The 24,549-nt window shown below is 61.7% G+C and carries 24 protein-coding genes and 1 tRNA gene; 19 read left to right on the forward strand and 6 right to left on the reverse strand.

From position 1 onward, the window contains the following. Positions 1–59 precede the first annotated feature (59 nt). Positions 60–133, forward strand: a tRNA-Gln gene (locus L901_RS09660). Positions 134–208: 75 nt separating this feature from the next. Here L901_RS09660 and L901_RS09665 read toward each other — a convergent pair. From L901_RS09665 to bioB, 5 genes are read right to left on the reverse strand one after another with little or no spacing between them, the layout of a single operon-like run. Continuing rightward, positions 209–1,195 carry a beta-ketoacyl-ACP synthase III gene (locus L901_RS09665; RefSeq protein ID WP_059755980.1) on the reverse strand — a complete coding sequence of 329 codons (987 nt, stop codon included), beginning with the start codon at positions 1,193–1,195 and terminating at the stop codon, positions 209–211. A gap of 56 nt (positions 1,196–1,251) precedes the next feature. After that, on the reverse strand, positions 1,252–2,547 hold the full coding sequence (locus tag L901_RS09670) for an adenosylmethionine--8-amino-7-oxononanoate transaminase (RefSeq protein WP_059755983.1): 1,296 nt from the start codon (positions 2,545–2,547) through the stop codon (positions 1,252–1,254). Continuing rightward, positions 2,544–3,182 (reverse strand): dethiobiotin synthase, encoded by a 639-nt coding sequence (gene bioD, locus L901_RS09675; RefSeq protein WP_059755986.1) that lies wholly within the window; start codon positions 3,180–3,182, stop codon positions 2,544–2,546. Before bioD ends, L901_RS09670 begins: the two co-directional genes overlap by 4 nt. Then, entirely contained in the window at positions 3,179–4,324 is a 1,146-nt protein-coding gene (locus L901_RS09680; protein WP_059756185.1) for an 8-amino-7-oxononanoate synthase, read from the reverse strand. Before L901_RS09680 ends, bioD begins: the two co-directional genes overlap by 4 nt. Next, positions 4,321–5,355 (reverse strand): biotin synthase BioB, encoded by a 1,035-nt coding sequence (bioB, locus tag L901_RS09685; protein ID WP_059755989.1) that lies wholly within the window; start codon positions 5,353–5,355, stop codon positions 4,321–4,323. Before bioB ends, L901_RS09680 begins: the two co-directional genes overlap by 4 nt. A gap of 234 nt (positions 5,356–5,589) precedes the next feature. Between bioB and L901_RS09690 the strand changes: the two genes are divergently transcribed. The 9 genes from L901_RS09690 (at position 5,590) to L901_RS09730 (ending at position 12,615) form a co-directional block, all read left to right on the forward strand. Next, positions 5,590–6,036, forward strand: a complete 447-nt coding sequence (locus tag L901_RS09690; RefSeq protein ID WP_059755991.1) for an acetyltransferase — start codon at positions 5,590–5,592, stop codon at positions 6,034–6,036. Positions 6,037–6,135: 99 nt separating this feature from the next. Then, complete coding sequence (locus L901_RS09695; protein ID WP_059755994.1) at positions 6,136–7,035, forward strand: AraC family transcriptional regulator; 900 nt, start codon at positions 6,136–6,138, stop codon at positions 7,033–7,035. 171 nt (positions 7,036–7,206) lie between these two features. Next, positions 7,207–8,076, forward strand: a complete 870-nt coding sequence (locus L901_RS09700; protein ID WP_245289632.1) for a hypothetical protein — start codon at positions 7,207–7,209, stop codon at positions 8,074–8,076. Between the two features lie 134 nt (positions 8,077–8,210). Then, positions 8,211–8,621, forward strand: a complete 411-nt coding sequence (locus L901_RS09705; protein ID WP_035239141.1) for a hypothetical protein — start codon at positions 8,211–8,213, stop codon at positions 8,619–8,621. Positions 8,622–8,708: 87 nt separating this feature from the next. Then, entirely contained in the window at positions 8,709–8,939 is a 231-nt protein-coding gene (locus tag L901_RS09710; protein WP_003522077.1) for a hypothetical protein, read from the forward strand. Then, on the forward strand, positions 8,936–10,414 hold the full coding sequence (locus L901_RS09715; RefSeq protein ID WP_059756000.1) for a TolC family protein: 1,479 nt from the start codon (positions 8,936–8,938) through the stop codon (positions 10,412–10,414). The genes L901_RS09710 and L901_RS09715 overlap by 4 nt, the downstream gene beginning before the upstream one ends. Positions 10,415–10,428: 14 nt before the next feature. After that, entirely contained in the window at positions 10,429–11,778 is a 1,350-nt protein-coding gene (locus L901_RS09720; protein ID WP_035264521.1) for a multicopper oxidase family protein, read from the forward strand. Positions 11,779–11,830: 52 nt separating this feature from the next. Then, complete coding sequence (locus tag L901_RS09725) at positions 11,831–12,307, forward strand: plastocyanin/azurin family copper-binding protein (RefSeq protein WP_059756003.1); 477 nt, start codon at positions 11,831–11,833, stop codon at positions 12,305–12,307. Between the two features lie 23 nt (positions 12,308–12,330). Next, entirely contained in the window at positions 12,331–12,615 is a 285-nt protein-coding gene (locus L901_RS09730; protein ID WP_003522073.1) for a copper-binding protein, read from the forward strand. A gap of 87 nt (positions 12,616–12,702) precedes the next feature. Here L901_RS09730 and L901_RS09735 read toward each other — a convergent pair whose 3' ends face one another. Next, positions 12,703–13,539, reverse strand: coding sequence for a phosphatase PAP2 family protein (locus L901_RS09735; RefSeq protein WP_059756006.1), 837 nt, complete (start codon positions 13,537–13,539; stop codon positions 12,703–12,705). A 172-nt stretch (positions 13,540–13,711) separates the two neighbouring features. On the opposite strand from L901_RS09735, the gene L901_RS09740 reads away from it, so the two are divergent. From L901_RS09740 to fhuB, 9 genes are all read left to right on the forward strand, one after another. Then, positions 13,712–14,410, forward strand: a complete 699-nt coding sequence (locus L901_RS09740; protein WP_059756009.1) for a response regulator — start codon at positions 13,712–13,714, stop codon at positions 14,408–14,410. After that, a complete protein-coding gene (locus L901_RS09745) occupies positions 14,407–15,564 on the forward strand; it encodes an ATP-binding protein (RefSeq protein WP_059756013.1) in 1,158 nt (385 codons plus the stop codon). The genes L901_RS09740 and L901_RS09745 overlap by 4 nt, the downstream gene beginning before the upstream one ends. Positions 15,565–15,694: 130 nt before the next feature. Then, a complete protein-coding gene (locus L901_RS09750) occupies positions 15,695–16,648 on the forward strand; it encodes a DUF535 family protein (RefSeq protein ID WP_059756016.1) in 954 nt (317 codons plus the stop codon). 171 nt (positions 16,649–16,819) lie between these two features. Continuing rightward, on the forward strand, positions 16,820–17,338 hold the full coding sequence (locus L901_RS09755) for an RNA polymerase sigma factor (RefSeq protein WP_035264557.1): 519 nt from the start codon (positions 16,820–16,822) through the stop codon (positions 17,336–17,338). Continuing rightward, positions 17,335–18,312, forward strand: a complete 978-nt coding sequence (locus tag L901_RS09760) for a FecR domain-containing protein (protein WP_059756021.1) — start codon at positions 17,335–17,337, stop codon at positions 18,310–18,312. The genes L901_RS09755 and L901_RS09760 overlap by 4 nt, the downstream gene beginning before the upstream one ends. Before the next feature lie 181 nt (positions 18,313–18,493). Beyond that, the gene (locus L901_RS09765; RefSeq protein ID WP_059756024.1) at positions 18,494–20,899 is read left to right on the forward strand and encodes a TonB-dependent siderophore receptor; all 2,406 of its coding nucleotides are present in this window, start codon (positions 18,494–18,496) and stop codon (positions 20,897–20,899) included. Further along, positions 20,845–21,690, forward strand: a complete 846-nt coding sequence (gene fhuF / locus L901_RS09770; protein ID WP_245289634.1) for a siderophore-iron reductase FhuF — start codon at positions 20,845–20,847, stop codon at positions 21,688–21,690. Before L901_RS09765 ends, fhuF begins: the two co-directional genes overlap by 55 nt. Beyond that, a complete protein-coding gene (locus L901_RS09775; protein ID WP_371259712.1) occupies positions 21,683–22,567 on the forward strand; it encodes an iron-siderophore ABC transporter substrate-binding protein in 885 nt (294 codons plus the stop codon). Before fhuF ends, L901_RS09775 begins: the two co-directional genes overlap by 8 nt. Continuing rightward, complete coding sequence (gene fhuB / locus L901_RS09780) at positions 22,567–24,546, forward strand: Fe(3+)-hydroxamate ABC transporter permease FhuB (RefSeq protein WP_059756030.1); 1,980 nt, start codon at positions 22,567–22,569, stop codon at positions 24,544–24,546. The genes L901_RS09775 and fhuB overlap by 1 nt, the downstream gene beginning before the upstream one ends. Positions 24,547–24,549: the final 3 nt, after the last annotated feature.

The raw sequence follows: 24,549 nt of genomic DNA on the forward strand, positions 1-24,549 counted from the left end.
GAATAAATCATCTATATGACGACCCACCAAAGCGAACGCGCCACGCGCTTTAAAGCTTTTGGGGAATAGTTCAATGGTAGAACAGCGGACTCTGACTCCGTCGATCTTGGTTCGAATCCAGGTTCCCCAGCCAAATTTCTCCAAATGAAATCAGCTTCTTGACTTTTGAATATTGCACGGCATCGCGACATCCCGCGCCGGGCATCGTTCACCCGCGATAAACCACCGCTCCACCCGTCATACCGGCGCCGGCGGCCGTCAAAAGCAGGGTTTCGCCTTCCGTGAGAGGCCTTTCGGCATTGGTGACGGAGAGCGAAAGCGGAATGGTGGCGGCGGAGGAATTGCCGAAGCTTTCTATGGTGCGGACCGTCTTTTGCCTGTCAATGCCGAGACTGCCGCAGACGGCGTCGAACATGCGGGCATTGGCCTGGTGGGGCACGAAACGGTCGATATCGGCTGCCGTCGTTCCGGCTTGATGCAGCACCCTTTGCGAGGTCTCGGTCATCAGCGTCACGGCACGGGAAAAGACTTCGCGGCCGTCACGCATCGTCATCAGCGCCTCCTCGGCGGATGTCTCGGCAGAGAAGGGCTGGCTGCTGCCTCCCGCCGCTATCTGGATCAGATCGTAGCCGCCGCCATCCGCAACGAGATCGGCCGACAAAAGCCCGCGTTGCCCCTCGCCGGAGGGCCTGAGTACGACGGCGCCGGCGGCATCGGCGAACAGGACCGCGCTTGCCCTTTCCGCCGGATTGATACGACGGCTCAATATATTGGCGGCAACGATGAGGACGGCGCGGCCGTGGGTGCGGACAAAGCCATCCGCAAGGGTGAGCGCATAAAGAAAGCCGGAACAGGCCCCGGCGAGATCGATCGCGCCGGATCGGGCAAGGCCCAGCCTGTGGGCGAGCAGCGGCGCCGAGGGCGGCAGAAGGTGATCCGGCGTGGAAGTCGCAAGCAGTGTCAGAGCGATCTCGTCGGAGCCGATTTCCGCATCTTCCAGCGCCATGCGGCCGGCTCTCGCCGCAAGGCCGCTCAGAGTGTCGCCCTCTTGCGCCCAATAACGCGTGCGGATGCCGGTGCGCCGCTCGATCCAGCCGGCCTCCAGCCCGAGACTGGTCTCTATCTCGGCATTGTCGACGCATCGTGACGGAACGGCATGACCAAAACCGGCCATGCGGGAAGAACGGGTCTGCATTGTCAGGACTTTCGGAGACGGTTCTGGAACAGGCTGAACATGGCCGCACCCCGTTTTCACGCGATGCCGAGCGCGCGCGATTTTAGTGAAGCGGTTTCGGTGACGATCCCGGCCACCTCATCGATGGCGTCAAAGGCACTGCTTAAATCTTCCGCCGTCGAACAATAGGGCGGCATCAGGTAAAGCACATTGCCGAGCGGGCGGATGACGAACCCGCGCTCGCGGAACAATTGCCGCATGCGCGGCCCCGCCTCGGCGAGATAACCGCCGGCGGGCACCACGAGATCGAGGGCCGCGATGGTCCCCATCTGCCGGATGGCGGTGAAACGTCGGTCATCCGCAAATCGCCGGAGATTGTCGCGCAGCACCTGTTGCAATTGCCCGATGCGCTGGAGCACGGGCTCGTCCCGCCAGATCTGGAGATTGGCGACAGCCGCAGCGCAGGCAATCGGATTGGCCGTATAGGAACTGGAATGGAAAAAGGTCTTGCGGCGATCCGTCGAAAAATGGGTATCAAAGATTTCCGCGCTGCACAGCGTTGCCGCCAGCGGCAGAGAACCGCCGGTCAGACCCTTGGAGGTGCAGAGAATATCCGGGGCAATGCCGGCCTGTTCGCAGGCGAACATGGTTCCGGTTCTGCCCCAGCCCGTCATCACCTCGTCTGCAATGATGAGGCAGCCATGGCGTTCGGCGATCTGTTTCATCCCGGCCAGAACATCCGCGCGGTAAGTCCTCATGCCGCCCGCCCCGAGCACCAGCGGCTCAACCAACAGGGCGGCGATACGGCCTGAACGGCAGACGTTTTCGAACATATCCAGCGTGCGCTGTTCGCTGCCCGCTTCCGGAAAAGCCAGCCGGTCGACGCCGAAGAGTAGCGGTTCATAGGCGGCATTGAAGACGCCGCGCTCACCGGTCGACATGGTGCCGATGGTGTCGCCGTGATAGCCATGCTCCATTACCACGATACGGTCGCGCTTTTCTCCGCGATTGCGGAAATATCCCAGCGCCATTTTCAGCGCCACCTCAACCGCCGTCGAGCCGCTATCGGAATAAAACACATGGCTTAGCCCGGCGGGCGCAAGCTCGATCAGCCCGCGCGCCAGCGTTTCGGCAGGTTCATGGGAGAACTCGGCGAAAATGACCTGATCGAAGGCCTCTGTCGCGGCGCGGATAGCCGCCATGATCGCCGGATGCCGGTGCCCGTGGGTGATGACCCACCAGGAGGAAATGGCGTCGAACAGGCGATTGCCGTCCTCATCGACGAGAAATGCGCCTTCCGCTGATACGACTCGTTTCATCGGCGGTTCCAGCCCATGCTGGGTGAAGGGATGCCAGACAGGGGAACGGCTCATGCCGGCGCCTCCAGAAAATCAGCGAGATTGAAGTGTCGGGCAAATGCCCGATGCAGCGCCTCAGCCGTCATCTCCGGCAGGCGCGGCAGGCGGCCGAGCCGGCGAACGGCGCCGATATTGGCGATGACGCGCTCATTTTCCCGGTTCTCATCGCCGATGAAGACCACGCCCTGCACGGGAATGGCGCGATGCCGCAACGCCTCAAGCGAGAGCAGCGTGTGGTTGATGGTGCCGAGAGACGTCCTTGCGCACAGCACAAGCGGAATTTGCCAGCGGGCGAAGATATCGGCGAAGAGCACCGTGTCCGTCAGCGGCACCAGAAGCCCGCCCGCCCCCTCGATCACCAGCGGTCCATCCGTTTGCGGCGGCAGCAGCAGCGTGGGGTCGATCGTTACATTCTCGAGGTGGGCCGACAGATGCGGCGAAGCCGGCATTTTCAGGCGATAGGCCTCCGGCAGGATGCGCGCGGGCGGCACGCCACCCAGCCGTTCCACCGTCTCGCTGTCTGTTTCTTCCTCCAGCCCGGATTGCACGGGTTTCCAGTAACAAGCCTGCAGGGCATGGGTCAGCGCTGCGGAAAAGACCGTCTTGCCGATGCCCGTATCGGTGCCGGAGATGACGAAACGAGGGCTCATCTTCGCTCCTCCGCCAAGGAAAGGGCAAGCAACCCGATCATATCGGCGATCTGGCTCTCATCCACATTGAGCGTGATGGCGATGCGCAGGCGCGCCGTGCCCTCCGGCACCGTCGGCGGGCGGATCGCGCGTACATCGAAACCGCCCTCCCGCAGATGCGCGGCGATACGAAGCGAGCGGGCGTTGTCACCGATCATCACCGGCAGGATCTGCGAACCGCTGGGCGCAACGCCGAGCCGGGAGCGAAGCTCCTCGCCGGCAAAGTTCACCAGCTCCGCCAGCCGCAGGCGTCGCCATGGTTCATCGGCGACAATGCGCAGGGCTTCCCGCACCGCCGCCGCCATCAGCGGCGAAGGCGCGGTCGAATAGATGAAACCACGGGCGCGGTTGACGAGGTAATCGGCAAGCACCGCCGGCAGGCTCAAAAGCGCGCCGGAAAGACCGAGCGCCTTGCCGCAGGTGTGCAATGCCACCACATTGCCCCGGCCTTCCAGCTCCGCGGCAAACCCGCGCCCGCCGGGGCCGAAAACACCGGTGGCATGGGCTTCATCGACGACAAGGAAGCCTCCGTGTTGCCCGGCAAGATCAGCCAGGGCCGAAAGGGGCGCACGGTCGCCATCCATGGAATAAAGGCTTTCGACGGCGATCCACGGACGGCCCCGGCCACCCTCTTGCCGCCAGCGGATTATTTCCCTTTCGAATGCCTCGACCTGATTATGCGGCACGGCGATCGCCTTCGCCTTGCCGGCCGCAATACCGTCATGGACGCTGGCATGGATCAGGGTATCGTGAAGAACGAGGTCTTCCCGCAGCGGCAATGTGGAGAACAGCGCGACATTGGCGGCAAAACCGCTGCCGAAATAGATCGCTTTTTCCGCACCGAAAAGCGTCGCCGCTTCCGCTTCCAGCGCCTCATGTTCGCGGTGGTTGCCGCGCAGCAGCCGCGAGCCGCCGGCCCCCACCGGCACACCCCTTCCGATAGCGTCAGCAAATGCCGCCTTCAGCCGGGGTGAATCGGCAAGGCCAAGATAGTCATTGGAGGTGAAATCGATCCCCTGTTGAGGAGCGAGCGCGCGCAGTCGCGATTTGCGCTCCAGGCCGGCAAGCTTCGCCTCATAGGGGGAGAACGCCGCGAGGTTCACCGGCACCCTCCCGCCTCCCCAGACTGCAATTCCGCAGGCTGCAGTTCCATCGGCTTCAGGCCAAGACGGCGGAAAAGCGCAGTGTCGTGGTCCTCACCCGGATTATCCGCCGTCAGCAGGGTCTCGCCGATGAAGATGGAGTTGGCGCCGGCCAGGAAACAGAGCGCCTGTGTCTCATCGCTCATCTCCGTGCGCCCGGCCGAAAGCCGCACATGCGAACGCGGCATGAGGATGCGCGCCAGCGCGATGGTGCGGATGAAATCGATCGGATCGACGGGAGCGGTCTTGGCAAGCTTCGAGCCGGGGATCGGGATCAGCATGTTGATCGGCACGCTTTCCGGCGGCACCGGCAGATTGGCGAGCGTCACCAGCATCGAAATACGGTCTTCCAGCGTTTCCCCCATGCCAAGAATGCCGCCGGCGCAGACCTTGATGCCGGCATCGCGGACATTGGCGAGCGTTTCCAGCCGGTCCTCGAAGGTACGGGTGGTGATGATCTGCGAATAGAACCGCTCGGAAGTGTCGACGTTGTGGTTGTAGTAGTCGAGACCGGCATCGGCCAGCCGCTCGGATTGCTCCGGCGTCAGCATGCCGAGCGTCATGCAGGTTTCCATGCCGAGCGCCTTCACGCCCTCAACCATGGCCACAACGGCCTCCATGTCGCGCTCCTTGGGATTGCGCCAGGCAGCACCCATGCAATAACGCGTCGCGCCGCCCTCCTTCGCCTTGCGCGCTTCAGTCAGCACCCGCTCCACTTCCATGAGTTTGGAGGCCTTGAGGCCGGTGGGGTTGCGGGCGGACTGGCTGCAATAACCGCAATCCTCCGGGCAGCCGCCGGTCTTGATGGATAAAAGCCGGCTCATCTGGATGGCATTGGGATCGAAATGACAGCGATGCACCTGCTGGGCGCGGAACAGGAGATCGTTAAAAGGTAAATTATAGATAATTTTGGCTTCTTCGAGCGACAAGCCGTTGCTGAAACCCGCAATCGGAGCTGGATTTCTGTCGATTTGCGTGACGATCTGGTCCATCTGTCGATCTTTCCCTCAAAATAAATAGATAGAAGTTCTTTTTATCTATTTTTTTCGAACTGCTTTTTGCAAGCACTTTTTTCGGGAAAATTTTGTCGGCAGGAGAGATGGCGGCATATGCGGGGATCGGAAGCCCCGGCTTTCAACGCTGAAATTCATTGAATACGCACGTGCTCACGGAAAAGATCGGGCCGGCCCATGGCGTGAAAAGTCCGCACTTGCTAAGGGTGAGGCATGATCACACTTCGTCCCTCCGAGAGCCGCGACGCTTCCCGCATCCTCGACATATGGAGCAAAGCAGTCGACGCCACCCACGGGTTCCTTCTGCCGGCGGATCGCGTCGCGATCGGGGAGGAGGTCGAAGCTTTTCTGCCGCAGGCGCCGCTCACGCTGGCGGTCGATGTTTCTGACCGCCCCCTCGGTTTCATGTTTCTGCATGAAGGGCATATGGAGGCGCTTTTCATCGATCCGGACCATCATGGCCAGGGCATCGGCAAGGTTCTGGTCCAGCGGGTGCTTGCGCTCCACCCCGCACTGACCACGGACGTCAACGAACAGAACGCCGGAGCCATGGGTTTTTATCGCCGGCTGGGATTCGAACCGACGGGACGCTCCGATCTCGACGGACAGGGGCGACCCTATCCGCTCGTTCATCTTCGATTTCGCGCAACGGAAAAATAGGCCGCCGGGATCGTCGGGGAGGATCAAGCCACGAACACCATAGTCCGCTTCGCAACCGACGATTTTCTGCCCGAACACCGCTTCGACCAATGGCGCGAAGTGCGCGGCAAAAGCCTGTTTGGCGTGACGATCGAGCTTGCGCGAGACCTTCGCCACAGCTTCAGGGGTTCGTTTCAGGCGCGCGCCGTCGCCGGCGCCGTGGTGACCGAGATGCGCGCTTCCTCTTACCGGGTGAACCGCACCGAAGCCGATATTGCCCGCATTGCCGGCGACAGCCTCTGCATCGGCCTGCAGGTCAGGGGCTCCGGCTTTCTGCATGCCGGCAAGAATCAGGTTCACGCGGTTGGCGGCGGCGATATCACCATCAACTATTCCGACTTGCCCTATGATGCGATACCGGGAAACGAGGCGGATTTTCACTACAGGATGCTGAAGATTCCCGTGGACTACGAGGTCATGCTCGGTCAGGCCACCGATGATCTGTTTGCGACGCGTTATGCGGAAAACAACAGTTTCTCCCTGCCCTTCCGGGCTCTTTTCAACGCGCTGAACGCCGACCCCGGCAGGCTCATCGACCCCGCCCGCGATGTCACCCATATCGCCCGGCTTGCCATGACGGCGCGCGGGCGGCTTTCGCCCGCCATGCCGGAGGTGCGCGCCGCGCTCAGGACCGGGCTCTGTTATGCGGCACAGGACATCATGATACGGAAGAAATCCCGGCAGAACCTCACCCCAGCCGCCGTCGCAAGGGAACTGGGCATTTCGCTTCGGCAATTGCATGTGGTTTTCGAGGGTGCGGAACTGTCGTTTTCCCGCACGCTCTCCTCCATGCGGATCGAGGAGGCGAGGCGGTTGCTGCTGGCATTCCCCGCCTTGCCGGTCACGCAGATCGCCTATGGCTGTGGCTTCGACAGCCTCGCTACTTTCTACAGGATCTTTGCCGGCACCTATGGCATTACGCCCGGCGACGCCCGCGCTGCGGGTATGCCGCCGGCTTAAAATTTCACCTCTGCGCGCAATGAGAAGACGCGCCATTTCAGCTCCTGTAAGGCCGATTGGATCATCCCATCCCGGAGCGCGGCCCATGACCAATTTTTTCGCTTTGCGATCTCCCGGTTGCCGACCGCGACAGCCGATTGCCGCAGGCCAGCGCCTGGCGAAATAGAGGCGATGCTGCAAAAAGAACCCATCGCGGCGGCGCTGCGTCTGCTGGCGGGAAGTTTCATCGCCCTTTACGAAGGCTCGCCCGAGATGACCGCGCTTTTTGCGACGCGCCAGAGCCGGCTTCTGTGTCACGCGCTTCTGGCGCTCTATTTTCAGAAATGCAGCGCCTGTGAAACAGGAGAGGGAGAAGCCGCCCTGACGCGGGAAGATTTCGGCCATCTGGCGCTCCGGCATGGGCTCGCCAGCCATAGTGTCGCTTATGCCTTCTTCAAGGAGGCGCTGAAACGCGGAATGACACGCCCGGCAGACCGGTCCAGCGACGGGCCGGACAATGGGCCTGGCAATGGGCCCGGCAAAGGGATCGTGCCGTCAGCCCCGGCGCTCGCGATGCTCGCCCAATGGTACGACGTGCATTTTCAGGCGCTGGATCTGCTCGATGAGGGCTTCAGGGCATCACGTTTCATCAAGCGGTCGGAGGCCATGCTTCCCCATATCCACCCCCGCGTATCGCAGGCGTTTCTGTCGCATCCGGAGGTGCGCTGCCCCGGCCCGCTTTCCATCATCTTCAACTGGTTCGATGCGGGGGGACTGCTGATGGACCGCCTTATCGCCGGCATCGACTGGGAAAGGCCGACCGAACAGGGCAGGCGCCTGACCGATGTGGAAACCGTGACGCAACTGGCGACATCCCTCTCCCTGTCGCGTATCCACATCGGCCGCAAGCTTGCGGCGGCCGAACTGATCGGCGGCATCGGCTGGAGCGGACGACGCGGCCGTTCCGCACTCTGGATTTCGCAGGGTTTTTACGAGGAATATGCCCGCATGCAGGCCCGCAATCTCCTTATTCTCGATGAAGCCTTCATCGACTTCGTGTGAGGTGCGGGCAGGCTGCAGGCCCTGCCATTCCGCTTACCGGCCTAGCTCCGCGTGAATGCGACATAACGGCTTTCGTCGATGGTTATGAGGGATATCCATTGACAAATCACAGGACTACAGCTTTTCTACGCAACATGCGTGAGATGTTGCGAACATCGAAATTGCTGGCCCTGTTGTTTAGACTGGTGATGATACTGTCACTGGCTGGCTATAGTGTTTCCACCGTCAATGCCGCAATGCATCCTGCCGAAGCCGGTGGAATGCAGCACGATCAGTCCGCCATGATGGATCACGGCGCGACGATGGACCATGGCGCCTCAGCCATGATGTCCGACAGTCACGATCACAACGATATGGCCGAACAGGACGGCGGCGTCAAAAAGCCCGTCAAGCCGCAATGCTGCGGCGATTTCTGTCTCGGCATGGCGGTTCTGATCAGCCACGACACCATTGGCAGACCCGTCGTCAACAGCATCCGTTCCTTCCTCGACGACAGCAAGGCGCTGGGCCAGACCCCGCTCCTTCACCGCCCCCCGAATATCTGAACAGGCAAAGCCCGCCTTTGGGCAATGACCGTGCGTGAGCGGCTTTAGCGCCGTCGCGCCGTTGCATCTCCTGTTCGGAAAATACCCATGAACCCAATTTACATTGTGGTTGCGGCACCCCTGCTTCTGGGCGGCTGCACAGCCACATCCATGATGAACGACGCCGCCTCCTATGACGACGCGGCAAACCCTTCGCTCGGCGCGGCCCCCATCCGCTATCAGACCCCGGTCGCGGGTTACACGCACCGCGCGCCGGTGGACCCGAAGCCCTGGCGTAACCAGAACGATGCGCAGGCTCCGAAAGGAGACGCATCATGACGATACTTACCTTCAAACTCGGAGCGAAAATCGCGACCGCCCTTTGCCTGCCGTTTCTTCTCGGCGGCTGTGTCACGGCCGCCCAATATGCGTCGCGTGACGCCGGTTTCGCCAATGTTTCGGCCAGAACATCCGAGGCGACAGGCAAGCAGGCGGTCTGGGTGCAGAACCGGGCCGAGGCGCAGGCGACGCAGGCCCGCGTCAAATCGTTGATGGCCGCCGGCAAAAGTCTCGATGTCGAGACGGCGGTGCAGGTTGCGCTCCTGAACAACAAGGGCCTTCAGGCAGCCTATGCCGATCTCGGCGAATCCGCCGCCACCGCATGGCAATCGACCATGCTGGTCAATCCGCGGGTCGGCATCGGGCTGACGGGGATCGGCACCCCGGGGCTCAGGGCCTATCAGGCGATCGAGGGTGTCGTCGTCACCAATATTCTGGCGCTGGCTACCCTCAAGAAAAATGTCGAGATCGCCGATACCGGCTTCCGCAAGGCGCAGCTTGGCGCCGCGCTGAAGACGCTGCAACTGGCGGCCGATACCCGCCGCGCCTGGATTACCGCGGTGGCGGCATGGGAAAATGTCGGCCAGCTGGCGCAGGCACAGACCGCGGCGGATGCCGCCTCCGAACTTGCCGTGAAACTTGGCGAGGCGGGTTCGCTCAACAAGGAGGGCCAGGCCCGCGAGCAGGTCTTTTACGCCGAGTTGACGGGCCAGATCGCCAGGGCGCGGCTTGAGGCCCGTCTTGCCAAGGAGGAACTGACCCGGCTGATGGGGCTGTGGGGAGCGGATATCGAATATACCATTCCCAACCGTCTGCCCCCGCTTCCGAAGGCGCTTACCAAACGGGACATGATCGAGGCCGAGGCGCTGCAGCGCCGCGTGGATCTGCAGATGGCAAAGCTCGATCTGGAGGCGACCGCCCGGTCGTTCAAGCTCACCGAAGCCACCCGATACGTGACCGATCTCGAAATCCGTTCCGGCTTCGAGACCGAGCGCGAGCTGGAAGACGGCGAAATCCACAAGCAGACCACCGGCAATGCCGAGCTGGAATTCGTCATTCCGATCTTCGATTCCGGTCAGGCGCGCATGCGGGAATTCGAACTCGCCTATATGCGCGCGGCAAACCTGCTGGCGGAAAAGGCGGTCAATGTCCGCTCGGAAGCCCGCTCCGCCTATCAGGCCTATCGCTCGAACTATGACATCGCCCGGCATTACCGCAACAGCGTGGTGCCGCTGCGCACCAAAATCGAGGAGCAGTCGCTGCTGACCTATAACGGCATGATCACCAACACCTTCGAGCTTCTGGCCGACAGCCGGGAAAAGGTCAATTCAAGCCTGCTCGCCATCAACGCGAAACGTGACTTCTGGCTCGCCGAGGCCAGCCTCGCTCCCGCCATTTACGGCGGCGGCACGGGTGCTGCGGCAGGCGCGGAGACCGAGGTTGCCGCCGCTGGCGGCGGCGGTGGCGGACACTGAGAAAGGAAACGACCATGTTTAACAGAAGAAACTTTCTGGGTGTCGGCGCCGCAATGGTCTCCTCGGCGGCCTGGGCGAAAACATCCAACACCAGCCTGCCGGAAGCGGCCGTGATGGAAACGGCTGCGACCCAGGCCCCGGTCAAGCCCACCACCGGCCCGGACTACAACCCCGTCGTCACCCTCAACGGCTGGACCCTGCCCTTCCGGATGAACAACGGCGTCAAGGAATTCCACCTTGTCGCCGAGCCGGTGGAGCGCGAAATGGCGGAGGGCATGACCGCCCGCCTCTGGGGTTACAACGGCCAGTCGCCCGGCCCGACCATCGAGGCCGTCGAAGGCGACCGGGTGCGTATTTTCGTCACCAACAAGCTGCCGGAACATACGACGATCCACTGGCACGGCATGATCCTGCCGTCCGGCATGGACGGCGTCGGCGGGTTGTCGCAACCGCATATCCCGGTTGGCAAAACCTTCGTCTACGAGTTCGACCTCGTGAAGTCCGGCACCTTCATGTACCACCCGCATTCGGACGAGATGGTGCAGATGGCGATGGGCATGATGGGCTTCTTCGTGATCCATCCGAAGGATCCGGCCTTCATGCCGGTGGACCGCGACTTCGTGTTCCTCATCAATGCCTTCGACATCGATCCCGGCTCCTATGTGCCGAAGATCATGACCATGACCGACTTCAATCTGTGGTCATGGAACAGCCGGGTGTTTCCGGGCATCGATCCACTGGTGGTTTCCAAGGACGACCGGGTGCGCGTGCGCGTCGGCAACCTGACCATGACCAACCATCCGATCCACATGCATGGTTACGATTTCGAGGTGACCTGCACGGACGGCGGCTGGGTGCGGCCCGAGGCGCGCTGGCCGGAGGTGAGCATCGATATCCCCGTGGGTGCGATGCGGGCCTATGAATTCGACGCCAAATATGTCGGCGACTGGGCGATCCATTGCCACAAGTCGCACCATACGATGAATGCGATGGGACATGACGTCCCGACCTTCATCGGCGTCGACAAGAAGACCGTCGCAGAGAAAATCCGCAAGGTGCGGCCGGAATATATGCCGATGGGTACTGCCGGCATGGCCGATATGGGCGCGATGGAAATGGAAATCCCCGAGAATACCGTCCCCATGATGACGGGTTGGGGTCCGCACGGCCCCATCGAGATGGGCGGCATGTTCTCCGTGGTGAAGGTCCGCGAAGGCATCTCCGCGGGCGATTACTCAGATCCCGGCTGGTACGAAAACCCGCCCGGAACCCAGGCCTGGGAATGGACCGGTGAGTTGCCGGATACGACCAAGACCAATGACCCCAAAACGCAGATCACGCCGAAACCGATGAAACACGGCTGATCGCGCAGACCCAACCCCACATGAACCCCCACCAAAATCAAGGAAATATGGAATGACCAAACTGAAACTTGCACTGCTTCTTGCCGCTCTCGCCACGCCCGCCCTTGCATCGGGCACCCACGGCGGCGGCCATGAGGCGATGGCAATCGGCGAACCGGGCGACAAGGCCAAGGTGACCCAGACCATTCAGGTGACGATGAAGGAAACGCCTGACGGCAAGATGGTGTTCACGCCCGCCAAATTCGACTTCAAGAAAGGCAAGACGGTTCGCTTTGTCGTGAAGAATGTCGGCGAACTGGACCATGAATTCATTCTCGACGAACAGAAGGCCAATCTGGAGCACAAGGCCGCCATGGAGAAGGCTCCGGAGATGGAGCACGATAATCCGAACGCGATCAGCCTCGCGCCCGGCGAAAGCGGCGAAATCATCTGGAAATTCACCAATGACGGCATGTTCGAATTCGCCTGCCTGAAACCCGGACATTACGAGGCCGGCATGCGCGGCGATCTCAAAGTTTCTGCAAAGTAACCCGGCAACAAAGGAATCTGACCATGAAGACCATCGTTAAAATCACCGTTGCAGCAGCACTCCTGCTCACCGCTCCCCTCAGTGCATTCGCAGAGGAATTCACCAAGGGAACGGTAAAGAAGGTCGATGCCGCAGCCAAGAAGGTCACCATCATCCATGAAGAACTGAAGAACCTCGACATGCCGGCCATGACGATGGTGTTCCGCGTCAAGGACGATGCGATCCTCGCCAAGCTCAAGGAAGGCGCCAATATCGAGTTCGTCGCCGAACGCGCCGACGGCAAACTGGTCGTCGCCCAGGTGAAATAAGGCCTCCGGTCGCTCGGCAAGAAACAGCAGGGGCAGCGGTTTTCCGCTGCCCTTTTGATATTGGCGGAGGAGATCCCCCCCTCGGCCTTATTGTTCCGCAAATGGCCTTGCTTCCGTGGCGGGCCGCGTCCCGTCGACCTTGCGAGAGAAGGCGGCGTCTATCGCCTGTCGGTTGTTCATGAACGGCCGCTGGAGCAGAAGGAACACCGCGAGCATCAAGGGCCATGCAATCAGGACATCGGAGAGAAAGTGAGCGCCCATTGCCACCCTGTTCAGGGAGACAATCACGATAAATGGCGCCAGTATCGCGATGCCGATCAGGCGAAATTTCTCTGGCAGAAGAATGGTGAAGGCCAGAAGGGCGGCTGCGGAAGCGCTTTCACCGGAAGGAAAAGAGCAATTTCGGGCGCAGCCACCGTCAAGGGAAAGAACCGGTGTAAACAACAGGTCTCCCCCGAACTCGCCAAGATGGCGCGGTCTTGCCCTGCCAAACGCGTTTTTCAGTATATGAACCGAGGCGCCCGGTCCCAGAGCAAAAAAGACGCCAATAAGCAGCAGCTTGTGCGGTGGAAAAACCCGGGGCAGGCCGCCCGAAAATGGCATGAGGACAAGCATGCACACCAGCCCGGACAATAGAACCGGCGGAAGCATGCGGTTCAGATCTCGGACGGAAACGAGGAACTCATCCTCGCCAAGGTGGAAACGGTCCGTCCAGAATTGCCGGCTCACCTCAAGATCGATATCCGACCTGATCGTGAAGACGATCATCATCGCAAGAGCGACCAGAAGAGCCAGCAGGGAGGAACTGCCGGAGGCACGCAAAAAAGCCTGACGGGCGACATGGATGGCGCCTGCGCGAAATTTCGACCTCTGGGTCCAATTCCGCTTTTTCCGGTCGGTTTTACTGGCGAGAGGCTGGTGCATGGCCAGTTCTCTTCCGCAGAAATGTCAAGGCTTTGCGGAGAAAGAGACAAGACTGCAAGGAAAGCGGCACTGACAGTGTTTATTCGGGGATGGAGGCTCTTGCCCGATGTTTCGCATCCGCTTAGCGTCCCGGCGTTACTAAGGCTTACAGAAGCAGATTTGCGGATCGAGTATGGACAAAGGGCTTATTCTGATCGTCGAAGACGACCCCGATATTATTCAAATTCTTGACGCCTATCTCATTCGCGAAGGATATAGAACCGTCAGGGCGAGCGACGGAGAAATAGCGCTGACGCATTTCTCCATGTTGAGACCGGATCTGGTTCTCCTCGACATTCGCCTGCCGAAGTTCGATGGCATCGAGGTACTGAACCGCATCCGACGGGAACGGGATACGCCTGTCATCATGGTCACCTCCCTTGCGGAGGATATGGACAAGCTGACCGGCCTTCGCCTCGGCGCTGACGATTACATCGTCAAACCTTTCAATCCCCACGAATTGATCGCGCGGGTGAATGCCGTGCTGAAACGCACGCGACAGCCGGCCGCCGGTGGGGTCTTGCGCTTCGGGGCCATCGAAGTGGACACCGAAGCCTATGTCGCGGCCATTTGCGGCGATGGGAGACGGACCGTTCTGCCCCTGACGCTGAGCGAGTTCAGGATACTCGCCCATATGACGCGCCGCCCCACCCACGCCTTTCAGCGCGCCGATATTCTGGATGCCTGCCTGCCGGAAAGCGATGCGCTGGCGCGCACCATCGACACGCACATCGCCAATCTGCGCAAGAAACTGGCGGATCATGGCGCCTGCGGTTATCTGGTCTCGGTGCGCAGCGTCGGTTATCGGCTGGCCGGGGAGCAGAAACCATGAAACTCTGGCGACTGCGCCTGCGCACGATGACGGCGATCACGATCACCACGATGCTGATCTTTGCCGTCGCGTTGGTCTATTTCGGCGTCTCCTGGTATGCGGACAATATTGAAGAGCGCATCATCGCCCAGCTTTCGCCCGATGCCTCCAAGGCCTTCTCGGATATCGACCGGGGCGTGATGCCGGATCAGCGCCAGCTTGAGGCCCTTATCGAGGTTTTGCCGGGCCTGGAAGACGAGGCGGATAACGAGCTTATCAAATCGGTATTCCTCTTCGGATTGCTCGGTGTCCTTCTGTGCAGCCTGCTCGGTTACTTCATCTCGCGGCGCATTGCGGCACCTCTCGGCGAACTTGCAGACGCTGCGCGGCGCATGGCGACCGGCGATTTCAGCGGAGGCGCAAAGATCAAGGCGAACCCCATCGCCGAAGTCGCATTTCTGGTCGACAGTTTCGAGAGTCTGACGCGGGAGCTTCAGATGATGGAGCGCCGGCTGAAGTTCAACACGATGGCGGTGGCCCACGAATTGCGCACCCCGCTTACGATCCTGCAGGGCCGTTTGCACGGCATCGCGGACGATGTCTTTCCCCTCGACAAGCAAGCCATTCGCCACCTCATCGTCCATGTGGAAGGGCTGGCGCGTCTTGTCGATGATTTGCGCACACTTTCCCTGGCGGAAACCAACAGCCTCGTCAAAGACACCCAGCCGCTTGATCTTGCCGCCGAATGCGCGGCCGTGGCTGAAGCAGCGCGGCCGCTGATGGATGAGGCCGGCATCGATATCGATATGTCGCTGGAGCCCGCTCCCATTTGCGGCGACCGCCAACGCCTTCGGCAGTTGCTGCTGATCCTGATGGACAATGTGCGCCGCTACGCGGCGAGTGGCAAGTTTCTGCGCTGTTCGACCGGGCTTCAGGATGGGCGTCCCTTCGTCACGATCGAGGATAAGGGACCGGGCTTTCCCCCCGGCGTCGAGGCGCACGGCATCGAACTCTTCTGGCGGATGGAACCGTCACGCGCGCGCAAAACCGGTGGCACGGGGCTCGGCCTGTCGATTGCCCGCGCGATCGCACGGGCGCATGACAGCGATCTGCAGATAAAGACGCGACCAGACGGCGGAACCATCGTGACGGTTCTCTTCGCGCAAACCCCCTGAAAGATTTCCGCGGGCAACCCGTTGCGGCAACGAACCGGTCTTCATGGAAGACAGGCTGTTTCTCGACAGAATCTCGACAATTCCGGCGCATGCCCCGGCTGAACGCTCATGTTCTGCCGGAAGCCCATGTATGTCGCGCATTCAAGATGCTGCCGTTCTGGCAGAGAAACGCCCGGTCACCGATGAGGTGGTCCAGACGGTTTCGGAAACACCCCATTTTTTGCTGTTCCGGAGAATTATGACCTTTGCCGGACGTGCCCACTGGAAGCGCGCCGTCCTTTTCTGGATGCGTTTTGCAGCCAATCCATTGGTCACCTTTCGATGGTGGTGGTTTCTGGCCGGGTTTTCAGCGGAGCGAGAATTACCGCTCCCGCATGACGACCTTCTCCAAAAACCCCTGTCGAAATTCCTGATCAATAAAGTTTCCCGGAAGAGACGGCTGGCTTTTCTCATGGACAATTTCGCAATTGCGGACCGGCATTTTCCCAGGGGCACCATGGCCGGGCTGTGGACGGGAAAAACCATGGACATGGGCACCGTTCGCGGCCGGAACGATGAATATCGATGCATCCTGGCGTTGGCGGACCGTTGCGGCGGCCGGCACGAGGGCGCTTTGGCTGTCAGGCTCGTGCGCGACCATGACAACGCCGTTTTGTGGACGGCGACTTTTACTTTTCTGGAAGGATGCGAAACGCAGCACCACACGATTGTCGTCGGAGGCATGCAGGGTCCGCGCGCCGCAAAAGAGCAAATGGTGTCAGTGACGCGCGATCTCTCGGGACTTCGCCCCAAGGAAGCAACGCTGATGGTTCTGCAAGGTCTCGCCTGCGAGGGTGCGCTCAGCTACTTCGCTGTCGCCCATTCCAGACACCCCATCCGCTACCGTCGCGCCCGGCGGCAAAAAATGATGGTTTCAGACATCGATGCCTTCTGGCGGGAACGCTCCGGCGAACCGGACAAGACATTCGGTTTCAAAGTGCCATTCTCCAGCCTTGAGGGGAGAGACAAGCGCAGCCACATGAAATTGTCCTTTTTCAACCTCGGCAAACACTTCCGCGAGGATAAGGCAACCGAAAGCGCCTAGGGACATCGCGGAGAAAGTCTTGCGGGGAAGGGTCGGGAGGCTCCATCCATACCCATATTTTCGCACCGTATCGTGGTGTGAAAGTTACAGCCGATAAATATGATAAAAAAAATCATCTTTATCGGCTCGGCCGTCTTGCTGCGCGCGGATGGCCGGTGTTATCCAGAGACCATGCAGCAAATTGACAGCCCGGATCTTCTGGACGCGTTTTTGAATGTGAAGAGCAAGCTTGCCGCGGCGATCTATCACCGCGTGCGTTGCCACGCGACTACCTTCGATCTCGTGCAGGACACGTTCCTGCGATTGTGGGAGCGGCGGAAGCTGCTTGGCCTCACGGGCGATCTTTGCGGTTATGTCATCATCACCGGCAGAAACCTTGCCATAGACCATGAGCGGCGCAAGCGTATCGCCCCGGTCTTTACCGGCATCGAACATCTTGCTTTCGTCGCCGATCCCTCGCCTACGCAGGAAACCTGCATGATCGGGCGGCAGGAGCTGGAACGCCTGCAAATGCTCGTCGATGCCCTGCCGCCGCGATGCCGGGACGTGTTCCTGCTTTCGCGCATCGAAGGCCTGACCTTTGTGGAAATCGGCCAGCGGCTGCATATTTCGCCGAAAACCGCTTTCGGCCATATGGTCACCGCTCTTGAAAAGCTGAAGACCGGCATGACGCCGCCGGGCGAGAGATGAAGGTGGCCGCGGGCAAGGATGCGAGCGCGGAGACGCCGGCCGGCCGCGAAACCGCAGCCCAAGGTGACGAAGCCGCAATAGCGCATGCGGCGGCAAGCTGGTTTGCGCATTTTCTGGAGCCCGGCGCAACCGCAGCCGACGAAAGCGAATTCCGGCGCTGGATCGAGGCGGATGAGCGGCATGCACGCGCCTATGCCGATATCGAGCGCATATGGCTCGGTGCCGGCATGGCGCCGCAGCTTGCACAGGCGCAGCCGCTTGGCCGCCGTCGGTTGCTGAAAAACGGCGCGGCGGGACTTCTGCTGATCGGTGGCGTCGGAGCCGCAGCGTGGCAGGCGACGCGCCCGGCCGGTGACTATGAAACCGCGATTGGCGAGACCCGCAGCATCGCACTTTCCGACGGTTCGACCGTCGAGCTTTCCACATCGAGCGCCATTTCCGTGAATTTCACCCCGCAGCGGCGGCAGATCACGCTGCTGTCGGGTGAGGCGTTCTTCCGGGTCGCGCCGGATCGGAACCGGCCATTTTCCGTCATTACGGAAGACCTGGTGACCACGGCGCTCGGCACCGCCTTTTCCGTCTGTCGCGCGGGTTCCTCCGTCTCGGTTTCGGTGGCCGAACATGCCGTCGAGGTCGCCGCCAGACAGTCGCGGCAGGCGGTGGAGGCCGGTTACAGCATCTCCTACCGCGACGGTGTTCTCTCGCGACCCGAAGCAACCGATATCGAAACGCGGCTTGCCTGGCGGCAGGGCAAGCTGGTCTTCATCTCGACGCCCCTCAAAGAGGTCGTCGCGCGACTGGAGCAATGGCGTCGCGGCCGCATGATCGTTCTGGGCGATGCGCTCGGCAGACAGCCGGTGACGATGATCGTCGATGTCAGACGCCGGGAAAAAATCGGGCAAATCCTCGAAGAGGGCCTGCCCGTCACGGTCACCGATTACTCCCCCTGGCTGTCGGTCATCCGCCAGCGCTAGAGCATTTCAAGGAAAAGCGGCGCGCGGTTCTCCGTCCGGAAATGCGAAAACGCTCCAGGGGCATTGCCTGCACAGGCGCTTAAAAAATTTTGTCCGGGGACCGAGGTTTTGCGCAAACGGAATCGTACTCGTGTTTTGAGGCCGTCATTGCGGCAACAGGAGCAGGGGAAGGTATATTACCGTGTCTAAGCGTAAAAATCATTTCAGCAACCGTCATTCAGCAACCGGATCATTTCGTATCCTGCTTCTCGCCACCGTCGCCGGCCTTGCCCTGACCGGCCCTCTGCCGGCGGCCGCACAGACGGCGGCGCAGGCAAGCGCGCTGCAATTTTCAATCGCGCCGCAGCCGCTCTCGAGCGCGCTGGTGCGTTATTCCTCCATCACCGGCGTCGATGTCGTGTTCAACGGCGAAATTCCGGCGACGGTGAGGACGGCGGGTGTCACGGGCGCATTCAGCCGCAAGGATGCCCTCACGCGCCTGCTTGCCGGAACCGGCCTTTCCTACACCTTCACCAGCGCCAACACCGTGCGGCTCAGCAATCCTGGCGCCGCCGCAGCGCCGGTTGCGGGCTCCACCCTGCTCCAGCCCATCGAACTGACAGGCAACAGGGGCGGCGGTGACAACGCAACCGTGGCGGCCAAGAACAGCTCCGGCGCCACCAAGCTCGATACGCCGCTCATCGAGACGCCCCGCTCGGTTGCGGTCGTCACCAAAAAGGAAATGCAGCAGCGCGGCGTGCAGGACATCATCGAGGCCGTGCGCTACTCCGCCGGCGTCACCACCGGCACCGCCGCCGGCTTCGATCCGCGCTTCGACCAGATCTATATTCGCGGTTACGACGCCACCACCATGGGCGACTACAAGGACGGGCTGCGTCAGCCCTATTTGAACTACGGCATGTTCCGCACCGATCCCTATTCGCTGGAGCGTGTGGAAATCGTCCGTGGCCCGATCTCGGTGCTCTATGGCGCAGGCACGCCCGCCGGCATCGTCAACAAGACGTCGAAACTCGCAAACGGCACGCGCATTCGCGAGGTCGAGGCGCTTTACGGCACGGAAACCCGCAAGCAGGCCGCCTTCGATATCGGCGACACGATAGACGCTGACGGTACATTGTCATACCGCGTGGTCGGACTGGCGCGCGCCGGCGACACCAATTTCGATATTGCCGACGACCGTTATTTCCTTCAGCCGTCCTTTACCTGGAAGCCGTCCGACCAGACCAGCCTCACCGTTTACGGGCTCATCCAGTCCACCGAAACCGACGCTTCGGTCGCAGCACTGACCGATCCCGCCGGCAATGTCCTGCGGCTGCGTGGAAGCGATCCCGACTACGACTACCAGAAAATCCGCCAGCAGCAGGTGGGCTATAATTTCGAGCACGAATTCAACGATACCCTGACCTTCAGGCAGAATCTGCGTTATTCCCATATGGATCTGCGCAGCCGTTATCTCGGCGTATCGAGCTGGACCGGTACGGTTGCCCATCGCGATCCCTGGGCGATCCGCGACGACATGAAGGCCTTCCAGGCCGACAATCAGCTTGAATGGAGCTTCGACACCGGCCCCGTTTCCCATACGCTGCTGACCGGCCTCGACTACAGCAATGTGAAGTCTTCATTCGCCTATGGTTATGCATCCGGCGGCTCCGCCTTCGACTTCGATATCGCCAATCCGCGCTACGGTTTCTCCGGGCCGACACCCGCCTACAGCGCCTATCAGTCGGAAGCCGATCTGCGGCAGGTCGGGCTTTACGCCCTCGACCAGATGGAACTGGACAAATGGCGTTTCACCCTCGGCGGACGGCAGACCTGGGTGGACCAGACCCGGCAGGGACCGGTGACGGAAGACGTGCAGAAGGACGCCTTCACCGTTCAGGCAGGCGCACTCTATGCCTTTGACAACGGCGTTTCGCCCTTCTTCAGCTATGCCACCTCCTTCGATCCGGTTACCAAGCTTTCCGCCACCGGCGAAACGCTGAAGCCCACCGAAGGCGAACAGTTCGAACTGGGCGTGAAGTATCAGCCGCCCGGAACCGACATCATGCTTTCGGCGGTCGCCTATCATCTGGCGGAAAAGAACAAGCCCGTGGCGATCGATCCCGCCGGCCTGATATTCCGCTCGCTCGGCGAGGTGACCAACAAGGGCTTCGAACTGGAGGCGAAGGCCAATATCGCCACCGGCTGGGATGTGATCGCCGCCTATAGCTACACCCACTCCAGGATCACGGCGGGCGACGATGCCGGCAATACACCTTCCTCGGTGCCGACCCATGTGGCCTCTCTCTGGGCGAACTATACCTTCCAGGAAGATACGCCTCTCCATGGCCTCTCGGCCGGAGCAGGCCTGCGCTATGTCGGTGAAAGCTATACCAGCACCAAAAACATCGCGAAGAACGATGCCGCCATCTATCTCGACGCCGCTCTTTCCTACGATTTCGGCGCGCTCGACAAGGACTATGACGGCCTCGTCGCGTCCTTCAACGTCCGCAACATCGCCGACGACCGCAATGTCGCCTGCACGGACGGTTATTGCTATCTCGGACAGGGCAGGAACATCACGGCGTCCCTGAAATATCGCTGGTAACCGTGGCGACCGCAGGCGGCAACCCGGTGGCGGGGCGCATGGCGAAGACCATGGCGCCCTGCCTGCAATCGGCGCATGAAGGGCTGCCGGACTTCGCGTCCGTCGGCTCTTTCGGCTATTGCACCGACAAGTTCCTGCTTGCACCGCCCTACGGTGCAGAGGTTCTGCCCTGCCGGCAGCTTGCCTGCGAAGATGTTTTTTGCGGCTTGATGACCCGCCACAACGCCGCCCATCCGGACGCCGACCCGAGAGCCGCGGCATCGCTCTGGACACTTTATTATTTCAGCCTGCTGACCATCACGCCCACCGTCTGCCGCCTCGTTCACGGCCGCCGCCTGCCCCTGGCTCTCGGCGATCTGAGCGTGATCATCGATCCGGAAAACGCCCTGCCGGTCGCATTCCTGCTCCCCCACGCCGGCGATCAGGCCGGCAAGGCATCCGCGCCCGAAGATCTGCATGGGCTCTTGCGCGATCACCTCGCCGCACTCATCCCCTCCATCGCCAGGGCTGCGAAACTTGCCCCGAAATTGCTGTGGAACAATGCCGCCGTCTATCTGTCGTGGATCATCGGGGAAATCGAGGAGCAGGCCGATCCGGCGCTCGCACGCGCCTGCCGGGCGGTTATCGACGATGCCCTGTGGCCGGATGGCAGCCGCAATCCCATGTCCGGCATGGTGGTTAAAGGCAACAGGCGCGTTTGCTGCCTGCGATACATGATCCCCACCATTGGCGGATGCGGCGCAAGCTGTCCTCTGCCCTGCGGACAAAACCGGGACACGCATGATGCCTGACCATTCGCCCACTCGCCGGCTGCTGATGGCCGCAGCGCTGACCCTGCCATGGCAGAGCGTGGCGAAAGCGGCGATGCCGAAGGGTGGCATCGTCTCGCTCGATTACGGGCTTGCTTCCACCCTGCTCGCGCTCGGCACCGCGCCGGCGGCCATCGCCGCACGCGCGGACTGGGACACATGGATGGTGGAGCCTGCCATGCCGGAAGGCGTGGCCGACCTCGGCTTGACCGCCGAAATCAATTTCGAAGTGCTGGTGAGGCTGAAGCCCGACGTCATCCTGTCAACGCCTTTCCTTGCCTCGCTTACCCCGAAATTACAGTCGATCGCTCCGGTGATGGAATTTCCCATCTATACACCGGAAAGCGACGCCCTGACGGCGTCCTACGCCGCGACCCGCAAGCTTGCCGCGGCCCTTGGCAGGGAACAACGTGGAGAGGATTTCCTCTCACGGGCCGAAGCCTGCTTTGCCGATTGCCGTCGTCGGCTTGAAAAATTGCGGCCGCCGCCGGTCGCCGTCATCAATTTCATGGATGAGCGCCATGCGCGGGTCTATGGCGGCCCCGGTCTTTATCAGGGCGCCATGGAAAAGATCGGTCTGGCCAATGCCTGGCCGGGAAAGACCAATTATTGGGGGTTCGAAACCATTGCGCTGGAGGCGCTGGCCATCCTTTCGGCGGATGCCCGGCTCATCGCCTTCGAACCGCTGACGCCGCCCGACATTCTCTCGCGGCTCGATCAAAGCCCGCTCTGGAGCAATCTGCCCTTCGTCCGGGCGGGCCGGGTCTCCACCCTTCCCGGCGTGCTGATGTTCGGCATGGTGCAGGAAGCCATGCGGTTTGCCCGTCTGGTGACCGAGCATCTGGAAAGCCACGCGTGATGCCGCCGGTCCTCCTGCGCCTCCTCACCCCCGCCGGTGTTGCCGCCAGCCTCTTCCTCCTCGGCGCCATCTTTGCCGTCAGCGATATCTGGCCGGATCTGCATCGATTGAGCGGCGATAGTGCGCAATATGATGTTGAGCGGCTCATGCTGCTCTATTCCACCCTGCCGCGCATGGTGACGGCGCTTCTGGCGGGTGCTGCGCTGGCGCTGGCCGGCGCATTGTTGCAGCAGGCCTTGCGCAACCCCCTCGCCTCGCCCTCGACGCTCGGCATTTCAGCGGGCGCCAATCTTGCCGTTGCCGCAACCATGTTCGCCTTTCCCACTCTGGAAGGCATCAGTCGCGATGTGGTGGCGATGGCAGGCAGCGCATTGGCCGCCGTTGCAGTGTTTTCCATCGGCGCAAGACGCGGATTTTCACCGCTCTCGCTCGTCCTCGCCGGTCTGATGATCGGCATCTGGTGCGCCGCCGCCTCGGCCATTCTCGTCCTTCTCAACGAACGGTATCTGAGCGGCCTGTTCATCTGGGGTGCGGGGTCGCTGTCTTTGCAAAGCTGGGCCGTTCCCATCACCCTCTTTCCGAAAATTCTGGTCCTGACCGCGCTTGCCGGGCTGATCATGCGGCCTTTATCGCTGATGGAACTGGGGGATATCAGCGCCGGAGCGCTCGGCCTTTCCGTCGTGCGGCTGCGGGTTCTTGCGGTATCGATCGCGGTCTCCTTGGCCGCGCTTGTCACCAGCGCCGTCGGCGTCATCGGCTTCGTCGGCCTTGTCGCGCCCGCCATAGCACGGCTTGCGGGTGCCCGCCGCATCGCCCAGCAAATCCTCTGGTCTCCGCTCATCGGCGCAGGGCTGCTGCTTCTGACGGATGAAATCGTCAAACGCCTTTCGGATATCACCGGCGGGCTGATACCGACCGGCGCCATGACGGCCCTGTTCGGCGCGCCGTTGGTGCTGTTTCTGCTGCCCCGCCTGAAAGCCATGCAGAGGGAATTGCCCGCTCCGCCGCCGGGCATCGTTAAACAGCGTCGCGTCTCCCCCATCTTGGTCCTGTCTTTCGTTGGCCTGCTGGTTGCGGGCGTAACGGCCGCCATTCTTTTCGGCCGTGCGCCGGATGGAAGCTGGGGTTTGCTGCCCGTCGGTGAATGGAGCGAAATTCTGCCCTATCGCTGGCCGCGGGTCGTCGCGGCCTTCGCAGCCGGGAGCCTGCTTGGTGCAGCCGGCGCCATTCTCCAGCGCCTGACCGGCAACGAGATAGCAAGTCCGGAAGTGATTGGCGTTTCAGCCGGTGCGACGCTGGGCATGGCCGTCGCGCTTTTCGCCTTCACCGCTTCCGGGCCGATGCTGCAACTGGGTTTTGCGAGCGCCGGCGCCGCCGCGGTTCTTTTCGCCATCCTGTCGCTCGGCCTCAGGTCCGGTTTCACGCCCGAGCGGGTTCTTCTGACCGGCGTGGTGCTGACGGCCATGCTTGACGCGGTGATCGGCGTGCTGGCGGCTGGCGGCGACCCGCGCGCCATGATGATCATTCGCTGGATGGGAGGCTCGACCTATCTCGTCGATGGTTTCACCGCCCGGATCGCAGCCCTCTGCGCGGTGGTTTTCGCAACCACGGCCATTCTGGCGCATCGCTGGCTTACCCTGCTGCCGCTCGGCGCGGGTGCAGCGCGGGAACTCGGCGTCCATGTTCCGTCGGCACGGGCCGCACTGTTCATTCTCGCGGCCGCCATGACGGCGGCGGCGACGCTCATCATCGGCCCCTTGAGTTTTGCCGGACTGATGGGGCCGCACCTTGCCCGTGAAATCGGATTTCGGCGCGCCGGCCCGCATCTCATCGCCGCAGCACTCGCCGCCGGTTGCCTGATGGTGCTTGCCGACTGGGTGGGGCGAATGGCAGCCTTTCCCTACCAATTGCCCGCCGGTCTGGTTTCCGCTCTCGTCGGCGCGCCGCTGCTCATGGTCCTGCTGGGGCGAAGGAAATAGCCT

It is taken from the genome of Agrobacterium sp. D14 (assembly GCF_001526505.1).
GTDB classification, from domain to species: domain Bacteria; phylum Pseudomonadota; class Alphaproteobacteria; order Rhizobiales; family Rhizobiaceae; genus Agrobacterium; species Agrobacterium leguminum.